Below are 19,444 nucleotides of genomic sequence, written 5' to 3'. Positions count from 1 at the left end.
TCCGTTCGGGGTCCTAGGGTGGGGGCGTGAGCGAACAGGTCGATCTCTTCGGTGAACCGGTGGTGACCGGGGGTGCCGTGTCCCCGGACGAGCCCCCGGTTGATGCCACTGCGCCGGGGGAGCTGCGCGTCCGTGGTGGGATCGAGCCCGCGGAGTCCGACCCGATCGTGCAGGTGCTCGTCGAGACGGAGCTGCCCCACCTGGCGCGCCCCTTCGACTACGCGGTCCCCGCCACGTGGGACGACCGCGTGGTCCCCGGGGTGCGCGTGCGCGTGCGGTTCGCGGGGCGGTTGGTCTCCGGGTTCGTGCTCGGCCGGTCCGCGACGACCGAACACGTGGGGGAGTTGGCCCCGATCGAGCGGGTGGTCTCGGACCTGCCGGTGCTCACCCCTGCCCTGCAACGTCTGTGCGAAGCGGTGGCCGAACGCTACGCCGGGACCGTGCCGGACGTCCTGCGCCTGGCCATCCCGCCCCGGCACGCGAAGGGGGAGAAGGCGGCGCTGTCGCTGCCGGAGTACGCGCCGGACGAGGACGAGGTCTTCGCCCTGGCGGACCACCCGGCGGGCGCGGACGAGCCACCGGCCTTCACCGACTACCTGCACGCCCTCGGCCAGTGGGCGGCAGAGCTGTCACCTGGGGAGATGCCGGGCGTACACGGCCCCCGGGCCGCACTCACCGTCCTGCCCGGGGACGATCCCGGCACCGGCTGGGTCCGGCTGGGGATGCGGGCGGCCGCGGAGGTCATCGCCCAGGGCCGGACGGCACTGTGGCTCGTGCCCGACCACCGGGAGCTGGAAGCGCTGCGGTCACGACTGGGTGCCTTGACCGAGCACGCGGCGGTGCTCACCGCCGACCAGGACCAGGACGTCCGGTGGACCGAATGGGTGCGGGTGCTCACCGGGCGGGCCCGCCTGGTGATCGGGACGCGCACGGCGGCCTACGCACCGCTCGTCGATCCGGGCATCGTCATCTGCACGATGGACCAGGACGGTTCCTATGAGGAGAGACGCAGTCCGTACCCCCACGCGCGCGAGGTGCTCCTCACCCGGGCACACCTCGAACGGTCGGCGGCCCTGTTCCTCGACCACGGGCGCTCCGTCGACGTGCAACGTCTGGTCGAGACCGGCTGGGCCGGCGAGGTCGCGCAGGAACGTACCTTCCGACGGGAGCACACGCCACTGGTGTTCCTGCCCGACGAGGACGACCCCGTCGAACGCAGGCTGCTGAGCCCCCGGGCCTTCACGATGATGCGCGAGGCGCTCGGCCGCACCAAGCGGAACACCGCGGTCGGACCGGTGCTCGTCCAGGTGCCACGGACCGGTTTCATGCCGGTCGTCGCCTGCGCCCGGTGTCGGGCGGTCGCCCGCTGTCCCGACTGCGAGAACCCCCTCACGGCGGCGACGGCCGTGGGGCCCTTCTCCTGCAAGCGGTGCACCTACCGGTCGGGGGAGTTCCGGTGCGCCGAGTGCGGTGGGAACGGCGTGCGTTCGGTGGTCTCCGGTCTGGAGAAGATCCATCTGGAACTCGGCCGTGCATTCCCCGGTGTCCGGGTCCTGCGTTCCGGCGGGGACCACGTCCGGCGCACGGTCGATCCGGAACCCGCGATCGTCGTCGCGACCACCGGCGCGGAGCCCTACACCGAGGGTGGCTACGCGCTCGGGTTGTTGCTCGACACCCTGTGGCCGGGCCCGCACCTGCGTGCCACGGACCATGCCGTCGACCGGCGGCTGCGCGCGGCCTCCCTGGTCCGCAGCAGTGCCCACGGCGGTCGGGTGCTGCTCATGGACCTCGACCCGCTCGTCCAGCGGGCGGTGCTCCGGTTCGATCCGGTCGGTTACGCCCACGCCCAGCTGGCCGACCGGACGCATCTGGGTCTGCCACCCGCCCGGCGCATCGTCGAGCTCACCGGCGAACGCGAGGCCGTCGACGAGGTGATCGAGGCCCTTCGGGCGGTGGACGGGCCGGGGTTGGGCGATGGAGCTGCGGCGGGCGACGGCGTGGCGGCCGGGAACGGTGCGGGGGAGACGCCCGGTCCGGGCGCCTCGGCAGCGGGAGGTCCGGACTCCGGGGGAGGTCCGGTCCGTGAGGAGAGCGGCTCGCTCGAGCTGCTCGTCGAGAAGGAGGACCCGCACTCCGTGGTCCTCGCGTTCCCCGTGGCCGGGGGTGCGCGGTACACGAGACGGCTCGCGGAGATCACCGCCAGCCGATCGATGCGTCAGCGTCCGCAGGTGAGGGCCCGCCTCGACGCCCCCGAGGCGCTCTGACCGGGTACTCGTCCCGGGGGCGCATCGCTGCGAGATCACGGGTTCTGTCGCGGATCACGGTGGGCGAACCTCGTGATCCGTGCCGAACTCCGTGATTTCGAGGTCTCCCGCGTCCGACTTCACGGGAGTCGGCTCTGCGGAGGCGTCAGCAGTCCGGGCCAGTGGGGTTCTCCAGGCAGTTCTCGCGTACCAGGTAGCGGTGGAACCGGTAGATCTCCATGTCGACCCCGGTGCTCGCGACCTGGGCGTGGCCGGCGATGAGCAGCCAGGGTCCGGTGCCGATGCGGTACATGCCGGAGTAGACGGTGGTGAGGTCGACGGTGACCTCGCCCGCCTCGCTGTAGACGTGGGTGAGGGTCGCCTGGTCGATCGTGTCCGGTTCGAAGCCCGCGGAGGTGGTCGTCTCGGTGGTCCCGTCGCCGAAGTCCCATCGGTATTCGACGGGGGTGGCACGCACCTGGACGGGGAATCCGGCGAGGGTGAGGTCGAGGGTGTGGGTGGACGAGTCGGCCCAGAAGGCGGTCTCGCGATGGGCGACGGACCAGTCGGCGGGGTAGGCGTGGAGGGTCGAGGAGGGGATCTCGAAACTCTGGAAGTCGCTGGTGGTGACGACGGGCAGGACGACGACGTTCTCAGCCGGGTCGTCACCCGGTCCGGTGCGTTGGGCGTAGGAGCAGTAGTACTCGGTGCGGCCGGTGGACGGGGAGTTGACGGCCTCGCACAGCGGGTTGGTCTCGGGGTTCGCGAACCGGTCGACGGGTTCGGCATTCGTGTTCCGAGTGTCGCCGCCGGAGCCGCTGCCCGAGCCGGAGTCACCGTGGTCGGTCCCGGTGGAGGAACGGTTCGGGCCGGGCGAAGTCCGCTCCTGGTGGCCACAACTGCCGCCGTCGTCATTTCCGAAACGGCACCCGACACCAGGTACCGCCGCAGCAGGGCTGGCGCCGCCGAGCACCATGACCGCCGCAGACGCCAGAATCAGCATGGTGATGAGGCCATAGGAGAATGTCAGTACTCGCATTCGTCCACCAAGCTCTGCTCGGAGACGAACCATGCGCCGTCGTACTCGGCCATGACGTACTCGAAGACGCTGTCCTCGGTCTTTTCGGATTCGGTGTTCGTGAATGTCCACGCCGACGAATCGATGCAGGCCTCGGCAACAACGATCGGCAGGAAGGTGTCGTCAGCCCTGTTCAAGTCGACGATCCTCACCAGCGGAATCGACTGGACGATCGCCCCCTCCATCGTCGCCTCATCGTCCTTGAGCATTTGCGCGTCCTCCCGAGAGCCGAGCAGCACTTCGTCACTCGCCACGTCGTCGAACTTCTCGACGCCTTCGCCTCCGGCGCCGAACACCTCGTTCGACACCGCGATGTACTCCTCGAGGACGGCGATCGCCTGGGCCGTGGCCTCCTTCTGGTTCTCGGAGAGGACGAGCTCCGTCGTGTAACCGAGTTCCTCGGCGTCCGGGTCGGCATCTGTCGCCTCGCCGGTCCCACCACCCTCGGCCGTCGCCGTTCCCGCGGCATCCTCTCCGCCGCCGGCCCCGGTGCCCGCGTCGGTGGTGTGCGAAGTGGAGGGCGCCTCGGCGGTGGGGGATTCCGATGGATCCGGTTCGCCGGGAGTACACGCGGCGAGAAACAACAGGCCGGAGAGGGCAGCACTGGAGGCCATACGCCACGTGCGGCGACGGTCGGCGGTCGGAGGACGGAAGGAAATGGGGTGCATGGCGCCTCGAGCAGGTGGGTCCGGATGGCACTCGTTGTCGTTTGATGGAGAACGGTGATCGTCCGCACCACTCGACGGTGCTTGCCACAGTAGACCGAGCGAGCGACCCGGACCAGGCTTGGCCGGATTTCTCCCATGTATACATGGCAGGGAGTCGCCGATGGCGGATTTGGTCCGGTCGGGAGGGGCACGGAGGCTTGCAGGGGGAGTCCGGTGCCCGGAAGTGCTCGCGGAAGCGTGACTGCGGGATGCGGGGGTACGTGGTGGCCGCACCAGCGTCACGACGCTCGGTCGCCACCCCTGCCCGAGGGCGTTATTGAATCGTTACATGCAATCGCGTTCGATTGTGGAAGAATCGAACGTACAGAGATATTTGCGAATGTGATGGGTGTTCCGATGCTGTTCCGCGGCGAGATTTCCCGCCTCGGGCAGAGGCTTCTGGTCTAGCGGTACGGGGGCCTCCGGGATCGGGTACGCCCGGTGACGACGGGTGAGGGGTGGTGACGATGACCGCGACGACAGACGACACGACAGGTGCCTCTACCGCCACGTCTCGCCCTGCCGACACCGCTGGTACTGAGCGGTCGGGCACTGCGGGGTCCTGCACTGAGGGGTTCGGCGCTGAGGGAGCTCGCAGCCGCAACGGCCGGGCCGCAGCTCGGCACCGCCTGGACGTCCTCAAGGACCAGGCCACCGCCTTCGACCGGGCTGGTCTCGACCGGATGCGCACCATCGCCGACTACCTCCTGGCCGAGGTGATCGTCTTCGGCGAGGACGACCCCGACTCCGTACTCGGTGTCCCGGCCGGTGACGGCGGTGTCGCCGAACCTCCGGTGGACCCGACAGTGCGTCGTGTCGGGCGGCCCCGGCACGCCTCCCGGAAGGACCTCGCCGGCTGGACCGGACAGGTCGAGACCATCACCGAAGTCCTCGAGAGGTGGGAGAACACTGCCGCCGGCCTCGACGCCGCCGAACGGGCTGCCGCAGCCGCGAAGACCGCTCACCAGGAGTGGGAAGACCACGCCGAGACGTCCGGCCCCATCACGGCCGCCACGGTCGTCTTCGACTCCGCCAGTGACCACGTACTCGCATGCGAGGACGAGCTGGCCCTCACGATCGCCGCCCACGCGGTGGGACCGACGACCGTCGCGGATGAGTCCGAGTATCTGAATGCTGTGGCGGCTACGACCGTCCCGACCTGCGCGGAGGCCGTCCATGCACTCACGACCGTGATGTCCGCACAGGAGTGGAGGGCGCAGCAGACGTTCGATGCGTGGCGGGACGAACCGCGACTGACGCCCGCGGACTTCTCCGACATCGAGCTGCCCGAGGAGCCGGAGCCAGGCCCGGGTGACGTCGTGCACCTGCCCGGTGCATGCCCGGTCGCGGCCACAGTCCCGGTGGAGGACTGGCAGCCGGCCTCCGTCTGGACGGGCGCCACCGGTACCTCGACGGATGCAGCGATCGCCCCGGACGCCGGGCTCGTGTCCCTCCTGCCGATCACGGTCGCTGCCGCCAGATCGCGTCTCGAACACGCCGAGGCCGCCCGGATCACTGCATGGCTGGCCCTCGGCGATGCGATGGACATGCGTGAGCGGGCTCGGCAGGCGGCCCGGGATGCCGAACGGGCACGCAAAGAAGCCGAAGCTGCCGCGAGTGCGGGCCCGGTGGCCGGTGCCCGGGCGTTCCCGCACCTGCGCCTCTCGCAGTCGCTGGTCGACTGGGTGAAGGCGCATGTCGACGTAGTCGACCTCACCCATCTGGCCGGCCAGTTGTGTCTCACCGACCGGGTGATGACGTCCCTGGCCTACAGCAGTCTCACCGTCGTGTACGGGCTGCCGCGGTTCTATGCCCGAGCGATCGCCGGGGATTTCACGTTCTCCCAGGTCGAGGCGGCCGGGCAGATGTGCAAGACATTGCCGGCAGGCGTGCTGAGGGACGTCGACGAGTATCTGGCGGACCGGCGGGCCGGGGTGAGTCTGGAGACCTTCCGGAAGACGCTGCGGGAGAAGATCGCGACCGTCGAGTCGCCGGAGGAACGTGCTGCGGAGGCCCACCGGTCGCGGAACGTGCGCCTCCAGACGAATCCGGACGGGTCGGCCGCGCTCGTGTTCACGGCGGATCTGGAGCGGATCCTGGCGTGGAAACGACGCCTGGAGGCGACCGGGGTGGCGATCCTCAAGAGTGATACGGAGACATTCGCCGAGGTGCCGGAAGGTCGGCGGATCGCCGATGACCGGTCCCTGGGCGCTCTCATGTTCGACCTGGCCGAAGGGGCTCTGCCGCAGACGGAGGTCCGAACCATCCCCACCCCCGACACGCTGCCCATCCCTGAGTCCGTCCCTGTCGTCGACCCGGCACCCGCAGAATCCGGCGAGGGCGGGCCTGAGAACACTGAACAGACTGAGAACACTGAACAGACTGAGAGCACCGAGCAGACTGAGAGCACCGAGCAGACTGAGGGCATTGACGGCGAGGATGAGGAGCGTGTCCGGTGGGTGCGGGTGCAGATGCCTGCGACGCGGGACTTCCTGTCCCAGCAGGCCGCCGTCCTCGTCACCGTCCCGGCCCTGACGTTGACCGGGCACGGTGACCTGCCCGGGCTCCTGCCCGATGGATCCCCGGTCCCTGCGGAGACGGCGCGGCGGATCGCTGCGGGGTGCTCGACATGGACCCGGATCCTCACGGACCCGGCCACGGGGACGCCCCTGGATGCACGGGCGCGGACCTATCGGGTGTCGCGGGACGTGCGCTTGTCGGTGGGAGCCCGGTGGGACATGTGTACCGCGCCGGGGTGTACCAGGCGGGCGTATCGGTGCGAGATCGATCATGTGGAGCCCTTCGATCACGGGGATCCGTGGCGGGGTGGGCTCACCGTGTTCAGGAATCTGCATCCTTTGTGCAAGAAACATCATCAGGCGAAGACGGACCGGCGCTGTGGTGTGTCCACGACCGGTGACGGGGCACGGGTGTGGGAGTTCGAGTACCGGGAGACGTTCCGGGTGTATCCGCCGGACCGGCCGATCGATACCGAACAGGCCCGCCGAATGCGTGACCTCGATCCGGACCCCGACGACGGGGACGACCGCGACGATGACGACGGTCCCGGCAACGGCAGTCGTCCCGGGCGAGATGAGAATCCCGATGACGGGGCTCCTGGTGGAGGTGAGGGCCCCGGAGGTGACGACAGGGCAGATGTGTGCGCCGAGGGGGACAGGACGGGTGTGTCGAGCGACGGGACGGGTGTGACTACCCGGGGGATGTGGGTGCCCGTCGAGGGGATCGGTGTGTATACCGAGGCGACTGGTACGGATGGCGACGGCACCTCGGACTCGACCGTCACCTCGGACTCGATCTGCACCTCGGGCTCGAACGGGACCGCGTCCACCTCAGTTCTGGTCGACCCGTGGAAACTCCCGCACCTCGATCCGGACGACCCGGATGCCTGGGGCAGCAGCGGACCCCCGCCCTTCTAGATCCCACCCATCGGTGCCCGTACTCTTCCATGCCCTCGGCCTCCCGGCGGTACACCGCACCTCACGGGAACGACCCCGCACCTCACCGGTAGACTCGACGGCCGTGCGCATTCTCTTCGCTGGTACCCCCGCCGTGGCCGTCCCGTCCCTCGACGCGCTGCTGACCTCCGGGCACGAGGTCGTCGCCGTCCTCACCCGGCCCGATGCCCCGGTCGGCCGCAAGCGGGTGCTCACGCCCAGCCCCGTGAAGACCCGTGCGATCGAGGCGGGCCTTCCCGTCATCGAGGCCGATCGCCTGCGGGGAGAGGTCCTGTCCGAGCTCGAAGCCCTCGACCTCGACGCCGTCGCCGTCGTCGCATACGGGGCACTCGCAGGTCCTCGTGCCCTCGCAGCCGTTCGCCACGGGTGGTTCAACCTCCACTTCTCCCTGCTGCCCGACTGGCGCGGCGCCGCACCGCTGCAACGGGCGATCATGGCGGGTCAGGACACCTCCGGAGTCACCGTCTTCCGCCTCGACACCGGCATGGACACCGGCGACGTCGTCCTCCGCCGCGAATTCGACCTCCCCGAGGTCGACGCCGGAGCGGCCCTCGAGGACTACGCCCATCGCGGTGCCCCCGTCCTCGTCGAGGCCCTCGACGCGGTGGCCGCCGAGACCGCGACCTTCGAACCACAGCCCGCCGCGGGCACCCACGCGGAGAAGATCCTGCCCGCCGAGGCGCGCCTCGACTTCGCACTGTCCGCACAGCAGGTGTCCGCCCACGCCCGCGGGGTCTCACCGGCACCCGGTCCCTGGGCGGAACTCGACGGCAAGCGCACCAAGCTCGCCGGGATCCGTGTGGCCCACGACGTGACCACGCCCGGAGTCGGCGTCGTGACGACCGCGACCACGGCGGCCGGTGACCCGACTGGGGAGACCGTCGTCATCGGGTGCGCGGAGGGCGCCGTGTCCGTCGAGCGGATCCAGCCTTCCGGCAAACCGATGACCGACGCCCCGGCCTTCCTCCGCGGTCGCCAGGGCACCGTCACCTTCGACCCGGCCCCGGCAGACTCTGCCCCGGACGCCACCCTCGCTGCCGAGGCGCCCACCACTCCCGCAGCCACCCCCACGACTGACACGGAGACCGGACGATGAGCCCCACAGGATCCGGCGCGCAGAAGAACGGGAAGAAGGGCCACGGCGGCACCCCGCGGAACGGACGGCCGAAGAAGCGCAAGCCGGGTCCCCGCGGCCCGGTCAGGACGCCGCAGCAGAACCCGCGGCGTGTTGCGTGGAAGGTCCTCACGGAGGTCGCCGTCGAGGACGCCTACGCCAACCTCGTCCTCCCGCAGGCCCTCGGCCGGGCCGGGATCGGCGGGCCCGACGCGGCCTTCGCCACCGAGCTCACCTACGGCACCCTCCGCGGCCTCGGCCTGTACGACGCGGTCATCGCGGACGCGGCCGGTCGCCCGGTGGCGAAGATCGACCCGCCGGTGCTCGCCGCGATGCGCATGGGTGCCCACCAGGTGCTCGGCATGCGCACCCCGGCCCACGCCGCCGTCGCGGAGACGGTCAACCTCCTCAAGCGCACCCACGCCCGCGCCACGGGCTTCACCAACGCCGTCATGCGCCGCGTGACGGAGCGCACCCGCGAGGAGTGGATCGAGCACGTGACGGCCGGCGCCTCCGAGGAGACCGCGCTCATGATCCGCACCTCGCACCCCGAGTGGATCGTGCGTGCCCTCGGCGATGCGCTCGACGCCCACGGACGCGACCGCTCCGAACTCCCGGCGCTCCTCGAGGCCGACAACACCCCGGCGCGCGTGAGCCTCACCGCCCTGCCCGGTCTGGCCGACCGCGACGCGATCGCCGCCGCCCACGGTGCGCCGGCCGCCCTGTCGCCCCTCGGTGTGCTCCTCGATCACGGCGACCCTCTGTCCGTCCCCGAAGTCGCCGCCGGCACCGCCCGCGTCCAGGACGAGGGCTCCCAGCTCGTCGCCCTCGCGCTCACCCGCTGCGACACGGCCCCGGCGCCTGCCTTCCCCGCCATCCCTGCCGGCGACTGGTTCGACATGTGCGCCGGTCCCGGTGGCAAGACGGCGGTTCTCGCAGCGGAACTCCGGGCACGGTCCGGTTCCATCCCGGCGGGCGCCTCGGCGGCGGGGGAGGGTGGTGTGCGCCGCGTCGTCGCGACCGACGCCTCGGAGCACCGTGCCGGGCTCGTCGTCGACTCGACCCGTGCGGTCCTCCGGGCGGACGGGTCGCCCTGGGTCGACGTGCAGCAGGCCGACGGGCGTGAGTTCGGGCACACACACCCGCAGTCGTTCTCGCGGGTGCTCGTCGACGTGCCGTGTTCCGGGCTCGGTGCACTGCGCCGGCGTCCCGAGGCACGCTGGCGGCGTCGTCCCGAGGACGTCGTCGAACTCGGCCCCGTCCAGCGGGACCTGCTCGCCGCGGCCTGGGACTCGCTCGTGCCGGGGGGAGCGCTCGCCTACACGACCTGCTCGCCGCACGCGGAGGAGACGGTCGCCGTGATCCGTGACGTCGCGGGTGAGACCCCGGATGTCGAAGGTCTGCCGGGACTGACGGTCCTCGACGCCCCGGCCGTCCTCGCGGCGGTCACGGGGGAGGACGCGGCCGGGTTCGCCTCGGCGGCGGTGGGGACGGGACGCTGCGCACAACTGTGGCCCGATCGGCACGGCACCGACGGGATGTTCCTCGCCCTGCTGCGGAAGCAGGCCTGAACCGCTCGTCGTAGACTGGTCCGGTGAGCATCGAGATCAATCCGAGCATCCTGTCCTGCGACTTCTCCGACTTCCGCGGTGAGCTGGCGAAGATCGCCACCGCCGACATGGCGCACGTGGACGTCATGGACAACCACTTCGTCCCGAACCTCACCTTCGGGCCGCCCGTGGTCGAGCGGATCCTCGCCGTCTCCCCGGTCCCGATCGACGCGCACCTCATGATCGCCGAGGCGGACCGCAACGCCCCCGTCTACGCGGAGATGGGCTGCGCGTCCGTCACCTTCCACGCCGAGGCGGCCGCCGCCCCGGTGCGTCTGGCCCGGGAGATCCGCAAGCTCGGGGCGAAGGCCTCGATCGCGCTCAAGCCCGCGACCCCGATCGAGCCGTACATCGACCTGCTCGGCGAGTTCGACCAGGTGCTCATCATGACGGTGGAGCCCGGTTTCGGCGGGCAGAAGTTCCTGGACGTCTGCCTGCCGAAGATCACGCGTGCCCGGAAGGCCATCAGCGAGTCCGGCCTCGACATCAAGCTCCAGGTCGACGGGGGTGTGTCGGCGAGCACCGTCGAGCGCGTGGTCGACGCCGGCGCCAACGTCCTCGTCGCCGGGTCCGCCGTCTACGGTGCCCAGAACCCTGCCGTCGCGATCGAGGACCTGCGCACGCAGGCCGCCGCGCACGCGCACTGACCCACCCCCGCACCACCCCCATCCGGAAAGGCCACACCCGCAGTGGAACTCATCGCGTGGCTCAACGCGCCCATCTTCACCCTCCTCGGCAATCCCGTGCCGTGGTCGGACTTCCTCGGGAACATCTGTGCGATCGGCACGGTGTTCCTCGCGCTGCGGCGGAACATCCTGTCGTGGCCAGTGCAGATCCTCGGGTCGATCCTGTTGTTCTCGGCGAGCGTCTCCGCGGGACTGGGCGGTAACGCCTCACGCCAGGTCGTCATCGTCGTCGCGGCGATCTGGGGCTGGGCCATGTGGAAGAAGGCCCGGGAGAACGAGGGTGAGATCGCGATCCGGTGGGCGACGTGGAAGGAGCGGCTGGCGCTGCTGGCCGCGGTGCTCGTCGGCACCGCCGGGTTCGGGTACGTGCTCGCGCTCGGTGGCTGGTCGTGGAACCCGTACCCCGACGCCTACATCTTCATCGGGTCCCTCGTGGCCATGTACGCCCAGGGCCGTGCGATCGTCGAGTTCTGGTTCGTGTGGTTGGCCGTCGACCTCGTGGGCATCCCGCTCGCCTTCTCCGGCGGGCTCGTGTTCTCCGCGATCGTGTACCTCATCTTCCTCGTCATGGTGATCGTCGGGATCGTCGACTGGGCGAAGAAGTCGAAGCAACGGATCTCCCACCCGGCCACCCGGGCGACGGAGGTGACGGGCGCGACGGAGGTGACCGGGTCGAACCCGGCCTGAGACATTTCCCACCGTCCACACTCCGACACATCACGGCCCCCGGTTCTCGCAGGACCGGGGGTCCGTACTATTCTCGACCCTCGTGAAGACTTTCGAAGACCTGTTCGCCGAACTGTCCGAGAAGGCCGCGACCCGCCCCGAGGGTTCCGCGACCGTGGCCGAACTGGACGGCGGGGTCCATCACATCGGCAAGAAGGTCGTCGAGGAGGCGGCCGAGGTCTGGATGGCCGCCGAGTACCAGACGGACGCCGAACTGGCCGAGGAGATCTCCCAGGCCATCTACCACCTGCAGGTCATGATGATCGCGCGTGGACTCACCCTTGACGACATCTACGAGGTTCTCTGATGCTGCGCGTCGCCATCCCCAACAAGGGCGCCCTCTCCGAGGCGGCCACCACCATGCTCCGGGAGGCCGGCTACTCGCTGCGCTCCTCCGCCAAGACCCTCGTCCACCGCGACATCGACAACGAGGTGGAGTTCTTCTACCTCCGGCCCCGTGACATCGCGATCTACGTGGGCCGCGGCATCCTCGACATCGGTATCACCGGCCGCGACCTCCTGGGCGAGTCCGGGGCGGACGCGACCGAGGTCATGAGCCTGGGCTTCGGGAAGTCCCGCTTCCATTACGCCGGGCCCGCCGGTGACTTCTCCGACCCGGCCGAGCTCGCCGGGAAGACGATCGCCACCAGCTACCCGCGCCTCGTCGAGGCCGATCTCGCCGCCCGCGGGATCGACGCGACGACGGTGAAGCTCGACGGTGCCGTCGAGGTGTCGATCGAACTCGGCGTCGCCCACGCGATCGCCGACGTCGTCGAGACCGGCACCACGCTGCGCCTGGCCGGCCTGGAGACCTTCGGCGAGCCGATCATGTACTCCGAGGGCGTGCTCATCGCCCAGGGCTCGGTGCCGGACAAGGCACGGGTCCTCAAGAGCCGCCTGGAGAGCGTCATCGTCGCCCGTGACTACGTGCTCATCGACTACGACATCCGCAAGGACGACCTGGAGAAGGCGATCGCGCTGACCCCGGGCTTCGAGAGCCCCACGGTCTCCGACATGCAGGACCCCGCGTGGCTGGCCGTCCGCTCGCTCGTGAGCCGCAAGGAGTCCCACCGCGTCATGGACCGCCTGCACGAGGCCGGTGCCCGCGCCATCCTCGTCACCGCGCTGGCCTCCTGCCGGATCTGAGTCCCCGCCGTCGAGGCACCCTACCCTCGGCACCGGCACCGCACTTCCGATGAACACCCCACCCGCAGAGACCGTGGTCCTCCGTCCCCGGTTCCTGCGGGTGTTGTGTCTTGTGCTGGCCGGGATCGTCCTCGTGGCCTTCGGGGTGCTCGCCGTGGCCCTCTTCGTCGTCGACTGGGCGCCCTGGGTCGCCGGCCGCGACACGTGGTGGCTGCTCGCCATCGGGCTGCTGTTCGCCGCCGGTCTGTACCGGTTCTCCGCGGTCCGGGTCGTCGCCGACCCCACGGGTCTACGGGTCCACAACGTGCTGGGGTCCTACCGTCTCGACTGGAACCAGGTGATCGCCGTCCGGTTCCTCCCGCAGGCCGGTGAGGCCTGGGCACAGGTCGACCTGTCCGACGGGACGACCCGGCAGGTCCACGCGATCCAGGCGGGGGACGGGGAGTACGCCGACCGGGCGTACCGGACTTTCCAGGGCCTGCTCGACCGGTACACGGAACCCACCGAATGATGTCCGAGGCGTCCCCTACACTCGGGCGCATGACCGACTCGCAGCTCCCCGACAACCCTCCAACCGCAGGCTCCTTGGCAGGTCACACCGTCGTCGACCTGTCCCGTGCCCTGGCAGGCCCCCACGCCGGTCAGATGTTCGGTGACCTCGGCGCCCGTGTCATCAAGGTGGAGAACCCCACCGGTGGTGACGACACCCGCAGCTGGGGCCCACCCTTCGTCGGGCCCGAGGACGACCCGCAGGCCACCTACTTCTTCTCGTGCAACCGCAACAAGGAGTCGATCGGCCTCGACCTGAAGTCCGCGGACGGGGTCGCGACCCTCACCGCGCTCGTCGAGCGGGCGGACGTGCTGGTGGAGAACTTCCGTGGGGGAGTGCTCGACCGCCTGGGCTTCTCGACAACGCGGCTCCACGAGATCAACCCGCGCCTCGTGATCCTCTCGATCACCGGGTTCGGCCACGACGGTCCGGAGGCCTCGCGCGCCGGGTACGACCAGATCGCGCAGGGCGAGGCCGGCCTCATGTCGCTCACCGGCGCGGAGCCCGGGGACTACTACAAGGTCGGTGTCCCGATCGCGGACCTCCTGGGCGGCATCCACGGTGTCGTCGGTGTGCTCGCGGCCCTCGTCGAGCGGAACCGCACCGGGAAGGGCAAGGTCGTGCGCACTTCGCTCATCGCCGGGATGGTCGGCGTCCACGCCTTCCAGGGCACCCGGGCGACCGTGGCCGGGGAGAACCCACAGCCCGGCGGCAACCACCACCCCTCGCTCTCGCCCTACGGCATGTTCCTGTGCCGCGGCGGCGCGGTGCAGATCTCGGTGGGCAACGAGAACCTGTGGCAGAAGTTCTGTGCGGCCTTCGACATCGACCCGGCCACCCCGGGGATGGAGACGAACACGGCCCGCGTCGAGGACCGGGCGGCCGTCACCGCACTCATCGAGGACCGGTTCTCCGCCTACGGCGCCGAGGAACTGCTCGCCAAGCTGTCGGAGGCCGGGATCCCCGGTGGCATCGTCCGCACCCTGCCGGAGGTCTACGAGTGGGAGCAGGCGCTCTCCCAGGGCCTCAAGGTCTCCGTCGACCACCCGGTCCTCGGTGACATCGACCTGCCCGGACCGCCCCTGCGATTCTTCGACGTCGACGGCTCCGGCGAACGGGAGACGACCGTGACACGTCACCAGGCCCCGCCGTTGCTCGGTGAACACGAGGCCGTCATCCGCGAATGGCTGGCCGACTGATGGCCGCGGGGAACAAAACCCGGCGACTCGACGCCCGCGAGCTCATCGAGCTCGTCGTCGACCCGGGCACCTTCGAGTCCTGGGACGGCACCCCGGTGGTGCCCGGCGCGGGTGTCTCCGCGGAATACGCGGCGGATCTCGCCGCGGCGAAGGAGAAGTCCGGCGTCGACGAGGCGGTCGTCACCGGTTCCGGCCTCGTCCGGGGTCGGCGGGTGGCCGTCATCGCCTGTGAGTTCCGGTTCCTCGCCGGGAGCATCGGTGTGGCCGCGGCCGAGCGCCTGGTCGCCGCCGTCGAACGGGCGACCGCCGAGGGTCTGCCGATCCTCGCGGGTCCGGCCTCCGGCGGCACCCGGATGCAGGAGGGCACCGTCGCGTTCCTCTCGATGGTGAAGATCGCGGCGGCCGTCGTCGAGCACAAGAAAGCCGGGCTGCCCTTCCTCGTCTACCTGCGGCATCCCACGACCGGCGGTGTGTTCGCCTCCTGGGGATCCCTCGGACACTTCACGGTGGCCGAACCCGGGGCGCTCATCGGCTTCCTCGGTCCCCGCGTCTACGAACAGCTCTACGGCGAGCCCTTCCCGGAAGGCGTCCAGACCGGCGAGAACCTGCACCGCAAGGGCATCGTCGACGCCGTCATCGGCCCCGAACGGATCGCCGAGACCGTGCACAAGGTCCTCGACGTGCTCCTCGGCGCGCGCGAGGTGCCCGATCCCGTCCCGGACACCGACACCGCCCCGGCCGCCTCCGTCCTGGCGACGCAGACCGCCTGGGACGTCATCACCGCCTCCCGGAACCCGGAGCGGCCCGGGGTGCGGGAGCTCCTCCGCCACGGAGCCACCGGCGTCCTGCCGCTCTCGGGGACCGGTGAGGGGGAGAAGGACCAGGGGCTCCTGCTGGCCCTGGCCCGGTTCGGGACGGCCCCGTGCATCGTGCTCGGGCAGGATCGTCTGCGACAGCGCACCGGCGAACCGATGGGCCCGGCGGCCCTCCGGGAGGCCCGCCGCGGCATGGCGCTGGCCCAGGGGCTGGGTGTCCCGCTCGTCACCGTCATCGACACCCCGGGTGCCGCTCTCTCGCAGAGCGCGGAGGAACGGGGTATGGCCGGGGAGATCGCGCGGTCGCTCGCGGACCTCGTCTCGCTCAAGGCCCCGACCGTCTCGCTCATCCTCGGGGAGGGCAGTGGCGGCGGTGCGCTGGCGCTCATCCCGACCGACCGGGTGCTCACGGCGCAGAACGGGTGGCTCTCCCCGCTGCCACCGGAGGGCGCCTCGGCGATCGTGCACCGGGACACCGCGCACGCCGCCGAGATGGCGCAGCAACAGGGGGTCCACGCCGCGGCGCTGGCGGTGAACGGCGTGGTCGACCGGGTGATCGCGGAGGAACCCGACGCGACGGCGGAGCCGGTGGAATTCGTGCGGCGGGTGTCGACTACCCTCGAACACGAGATCATCGCGCTCATGCGGCAGCCCGCCACCCGTCGGCACCACCGGCGGATCGACCGGTACCGCGCGCTCGGGCTGTGAGGTCACGAGAGCACTGTGATCTCACCACAGCTCTGTGATTTCACGAAAGCACAGGGACCTCACAAGAGCACCGTGATTTCAAGAGAACACTGACACGAGAGAAAGAGTGGGCCTCACATGACGGTGGCCGTACGGGTCATCCCCTGCCTGGACGTCGACGCGGGACGTGTCGTCAAGGGCGTGAACTTCACCGGTCTGCGGGACGCCGGGGACCCGGTGGAACTGGCCGCCCGGTACGGGGCGGAGGGGGCCGACGAGCTCACCTTCCTCGACATCACCGCGTCGAGCGGTGACCGGGAGACGACCTACGACATGGTCGCCCACTGTGCGGAGCAGGTCTTCGTGCCGCTCACCGTCGGCGGCGGGGTCCGCTCCGTCGAGGACGTCGACCGGCTGCTGCGGGCCGGGGCCGACAAGGTGGGGGTCAACACTGCCGCCGTCGCCCGCCCGGAACTCGTCCGGGAGATCGCCCACCGCTTCGGCAACCAGGTGCTCACCCTCTCCCTCGACGCCCGTCGGGTGCCGGAGGGCCAGGAACCGACGGCCTCCGGCTTCGAGGTCACCACGCACGGCGGTCGCAGGGGCACCGGGATCGACGCGATCGAGTGGGTGGCCCGTGCGGCGGAACTCGGCGCCGGGGAGATCCTCCTCAACAGTGTCGACGCCGACGGGACGAAGGCCGGGTTCGACCTCGAACTCATCCGGGCGGCCCGCGCGGTCGTCGACGTCCCGCTCATCGCCTCCGGCGGTGCCGGTTCCGTCGACCACTTCGCCCCGGCCGTCCACTCCGGTGCCGACGCCGTGCTCGCCGCGAGTGTCTTCCATTTCCGGGAGTTCACGATCGCCGACGTCAAGGAGGCCCTGCGGGCCGAGGGGATCGTGGTCCGATGAGCGCGTCCGACTCCACGCCGAACCTCTCCTCGCTGAAGACCGACACCGAGGGTCTGGTGCCGGTCGTCGTGCAGGAGTACACGAGCCGGGAGGTGCTCATGCTCGCCTGGGCCGACGAGGAGGCGCTGCGCCGCACGCTGGCCACCGGGAAGGCGACCTACTGGTCCCGGTCCCGGGGCGAGTACTGGGTGAAGGGGGAGACCTCCGGGCACACCCAGCGCGTCCGCCGGGTCGCGCTCGACTGCGACGCGGACACGGTCCTCTACGAGGTCGACCAGACGGGCCCGGCCTGCCACACGAACACGCCCACCTGCTTCTCCGGAAGGGACCTCGATGGCCTCGTCTGATCACGCCGACACCGGTCTGCACATCACCCCCGACGTCGCGACCTTCCGGGACCTGGCCGCCGACCACCGCCTCGTGCCCGTGCACACGACGGTGCTCGCCGACGAGGAGACCCCGCTGAGCGTCTACCGCAAGCTCGGTGCGGGCCGGCCCGGCAGTTTCCTCTTCGAGTCCGCCTCCGAGGGCGCCTGGGCGCGCTACTCCTTCGTCGGGCGTAACCCTCTGGCCACCCTCACGGAGGTCGACGGGCGGCTGCACTGGCTCGGCACCGTCCCGGCGGGCCTGCCGACCGAGGGTGACCCCCTCGCCGCGGTCCGCGCGACGCTCGCCGCCTTCGCGATCGACCGGCCGACGGCGGACCTGCCGCCCATGATCTCCTCGCTCGTCGGCTACCTGGGCTGGGACACCGTCCGGCGGTTCGAGACCCTCGGCCAGGGCCCTCTGCCGGAGGACGTCGTCCCGGAACTCAGCCTCTCGATCCCCGGTGATGTCGCGATCTTCGACCACTACACCTCCCGGCTCACGCTCGTGGCCAACGTGTTCAACGTCAACGGCACGGACGCCGGCGTCGACGAGGCCCACGCGGCCGGTGTCGCCCGCCTGGAGGCGATGGTCGCGGACCTCCTGCGACCCCTCACACCCTCGATCGCCGTCCACGACGCCCCGGAGCCCGAGGTCAAGCCGCGTACCCACGCCGAGGACTACCTCGCCTCCGTGCGCACGGCCAAGGAACGGATCGTCGACGGCGACATCTTCCAGGTCGTCCTCGGCCAGCGGTTCGACTCGCCCGTCGACGCGGAACCCCTCGACGTCTACCGGATCCTGCGCGCGACGAACCCGAGCCCGTACATGTACCTGCTCGACGTGCCGACCCCCGACGGACGTCCGCTCACCGTCGTAGGATCCTCGCCCGAGGCACTCGTGACCGTCACCGACGGCACCGTCACCACCCATCCCATCGCCGGGTCCCGCCCCCGAGGCGCCACGCCCGCCGAGGACGCCGCGCTCGGTCGCGAGTTGCTGGCCGATGAGAAGGAACGCGCCGAGCACCTCATGCTCGTCGATCTCGCGCGCAACGATCTGGCGAAGATCGCCCGCCCGGGCACCGTCGACGTCGTCCAGTTCATGGAACTGGAGCGGTACTCGCACATCATGCACATCGTCTCGACCGTCACCGGCGTTCTCGACGACGGGGTCGACGGTGTCGACGTCGTCGCCGCGACCTTCCCGGCCGGGACCCTCTCCGGTGCCCCGAAGCCCAGTGCGTTGCAGATCATCGACGAACTCGAACCCGTGGCCCGTGGTGTCTACGGGGGAGTGGTCGGGTACCTGTCCTTCACCGGCGACCTCGACGTGGCGATCGCCATCCGCACCGGCATCATGCGTCCCGGTGCGATCACCGTGAGTGCCGGAGCCGGGATCGTCGCGGACTCGGTCCCGGAGACCGAGTACGAGGAGACCCGGACGAAGGCCGCCGCCGTCCTGCGTGCCGCTGCGGCCGCCCCGACACTCCGGACCCCGGGCGGATCCGGGGAGGCGCACTCCTGATGCGCACCCTCACCCGGACCCGCGCCGTGCTCCTGCTCCTCGCCCTTGCCGGTGTGCTGTGGGCGATCGCGAGTCAGGACTGGGTCCCGGCGACCGCCGACCCTTCCCGGGACATCCCCGGGGTCGCCGAGGTGACGTCGACACGGCCGCGAGGATCGGGCGCCTCGGACTCGGCCCTCACGAGTGTGCTCACCGCCTGTGCGGCGGTCACGGGCGTCGGGGCGCTCCTCGTCGTCATGCTCGGCCGGGTGGGCCGCTGGGTGGTGTGCGGACTCGTCGCCGCCTGCGGACTCGGGTACGCGGTCCTCGGCGTCACGACGCTGGCCGGTGGCGCGGGTTCGCCGTGGCCGGCCCTCGGGATCCTCGCGGGACTGCTCGCCGCCGGAGGGGCCGTCTCCGTGGGTCTGTCCGGGAACTCCTGGACCGAGCGGGCCTCGCGGTACGAGGTGAACCACACGGAACCGGCCGCCGGTTCCTCCGAGGCCGCCGAGGACGATGACGACATCGACCCGACCCGGGCATGGGACGACCTCACCCGCGGTGACGACCCCACCCGCCGATGAGGCGTTCTCGGCCCGTGGGAACAGGACAGCCCGATGTCG

Annotated in this window: 17 protein-coding genes; 15 read left to right on the top strand and 2 right to left on the bottom strand. The window is 70.6% G+C overall.

Annotated elements, in window-relative coordinates; translation table 11 throughout:
* The first annotated feature begins 26 nt into the window (after positions 1-26).
* Positions 27-2,264 (top strand): primosomal protein N' family DNA-binding protein, encoded by a 2,238-nt coding sequence (locus AAD496_RS07115; RefSeq protein ID WP_349827969.1) that lies wholly within the window; start codon positions 27-29, stop codon positions 2,262-2,264.
* Between the two features lie 145 nt (positions 2,265-2,409).
* On the opposite strand, the gene AAD496_RS07110 is transcribed toward AAD496_RS07115, so the two are convergent.
* Entirely contained in the window at positions 2,410-3,246 is an 837-nt protein-coding gene (locus tag AAD496_RS07110) for a PKD domain-containing protein (RefSeq protein ID WP_349827968.1), read from the bottom strand.
* 23 nt (positions 3,247-3,269) lie between these two features.
* Positions 3,270-3,989, bottom strand: a complete 720-nt coding sequence (locus AAD496_RS07105) for a hypothetical protein (RefSeq protein ID WP_349827967.1) — start codon at positions 3,987-3,989, stop codon at positions 3,270-3,272.
* Between the two features lie 506 nt (positions 3,990-4,495).
* Between AAD496_RS07105 and AAD496_RS07100 the strand changes: the two genes are divergently transcribed.
* From AAD496_RS07100 to AAD496_RS07035, 14 genes are all read left to right on the top strand, one after another.
* A complete protein-coding gene (locus AAD496_RS07100) occupies positions 4,496-7,465 on the top strand; it encodes an HNH endonuclease signature motif containing protein (RefSeq protein ID WP_349827966.1) in 2,970 nt (989 codons plus the stop codon).
* A 103-nt stretch (positions 7,466-7,568) separates the two neighbouring features.
* Positions 7,569-8,600 carry a methionyl-tRNA formyltransferase gene (gene fmt / locus AAD496_RS07095; protein WP_349827965.1) on the top strand — a complete coding sequence of 344 codons (1,032 nt, stop codon included), beginning with the start codon at positions 7,569-7,571 and terminating at the stop codon, positions 8,598-8,600.
* Positions 8,597-10,189: an RsmB/NOP family class I SAM-dependent RNA methyltransferase gene (locus AAD496_RS07090; protein ID WP_349827964.1), complete on the top strand. Its 1,593-nt coding sequence runs from the start codon at positions 8,597-8,599 to the stop codon at positions 10,187-10,189. The genes fmt and AAD496_RS07090 overlap by 4 nt, the downstream gene beginning before the upstream one ends.
* A gap of 23 nt (positions 10,190-10,212) precedes the next feature.
* Positions 10,213-10,875, top strand: coding sequence for a ribulose-phosphate 3-epimerase (rpe, locus tag AAD496_RS07085; protein ID WP_349827963.1), 663 nt, complete (start codon positions 10,213-10,215; stop codon positions 10,873-10,875).
* Positions 10,876-10,917: 42 nt separating this feature from the next.
* Complete coding sequence (locus AAD496_RS07080; protein WP_349827962.1) at positions 10,918-11,601, top strand: nicotinamide mononucleotide transporter family protein; 684 nt, start codon at positions 10,918-10,920, stop codon at positions 11,599-11,601.
* An 82-nt stretch (positions 11,602-11,683) separates the two neighbouring features.
* Positions 11,684-11,947 (top strand): phosphoribosyl-ATP diphosphatase, encoded by a 264-nt coding sequence (locus AAD496_RS07075; protein ID WP_349827961.1) that lies wholly within the window; start codon positions 11,684-11,686, stop codon positions 11,945-11,947.
* Positions 11,947-12,786: an ATP phosphoribosyltransferase gene (gene hisG, locus AAD496_RS07070; protein WP_349827960.1), complete on the top strand. Its 840-nt coding sequence runs from the start codon at positions 11,947-11,949 to the stop codon at positions 12,784-12,786. The genes AAD496_RS07075 and hisG overlap by 1 nt, the downstream gene beginning before the upstream one ends.
* Positions 12,787-12,835: 49 nt before the next feature.
* The gene (locus AAD496_RS07065) at positions 12,836-13,297 is read left to right on the top strand and encodes a PH domain-containing protein (RefSeq protein ID WP_349827959.1); all 462 of its coding nucleotides are present in this window, start codon (positions 12,836-12,838) and stop codon (positions 13,295-13,297) included.
* Positions 13,298-13,326: 29 nt separating this feature from the next.
* Positions 13,327-14,535, top strand: coding sequence for a CaiB/BaiF CoA transferase family protein (locus tag AAD496_RS07060; RefSeq protein ID WP_349827958.1), 1,209 nt, complete (start codon positions 13,327-13,329; stop codon positions 14,533-14,535).
* Positions 14,520-16,058, top strand: a complete 1,539-nt coding sequence (locus AAD496_RS07055; protein WP_349827957.1) for a carboxyl transferase domain-containing protein — start codon at positions 14,520-14,522, stop codon at positions 16,056-16,058. The genes AAD496_RS07060 and AAD496_RS07055 overlap by 16 nt, the downstream gene beginning before the upstream one ends.
* Before the next feature lie 117 nt (positions 16,059-16,175).
* On the top strand, positions 16,176-16,949 hold the full coding sequence (hisF, locus tag AAD496_RS07050; protein ID WP_349827956.1) for an imidazole glycerol phosphate synthase subunit HisF: 774 nt from the start codon (positions 16,176-16,178) through the stop codon (positions 16,947-16,949).
* A complete protein-coding gene (hisI, locus tag AAD496_RS07045; RefSeq protein ID WP_349827955.1) occupies positions 16,946-17,296 on the top strand; it encodes a phosphoribosyl-AMP cyclohydrolase in 351 nt (116 codons plus the stop codon). Before hisF ends, hisI begins: the two co-directional genes overlap by 4 nt.
* Complete coding sequence (locus AAD496_RS07040) at positions 17,283-18,842, top strand: anthranilate synthase component I (RefSeq protein WP_349827954.1); 1,560 nt, start codon at positions 17,283-17,285, stop codon at positions 18,840-18,842. The genes hisI and AAD496_RS07040 overlap by 14 nt, the downstream gene beginning before the upstream one ends.
* Positions 18,842-19,405 carry a Trp biosynthesis-associated membrane protein gene (locus tag AAD496_RS07035; RefSeq protein ID WP_349827953.1) on the top strand — a complete coding sequence of 188 codons (564 nt, stop codon included), beginning with the start codon at positions 18,842-18,844 and terminating at the stop codon, positions 19,403-19,405. The genes AAD496_RS07040 and AAD496_RS07035 overlap by 1 nt, the downstream gene beginning before the upstream one ends.
* Positions 19,406-19,444: the final 39 nt, after the last annotated feature.

The sequence above is a fragment of the Brevibacterium litoralis genome (assembly GCF_040212315.1).
Classification (GTDB): Bacteria; Actinomycetota; Actinomycetes; order Actinomycetales; family Brevibacteriaceae; genus Brevibacterium; species Brevibacterium litoralis.
This window is presented reverse-complemented; position numbering and strand designations above follow the sequence as displayed.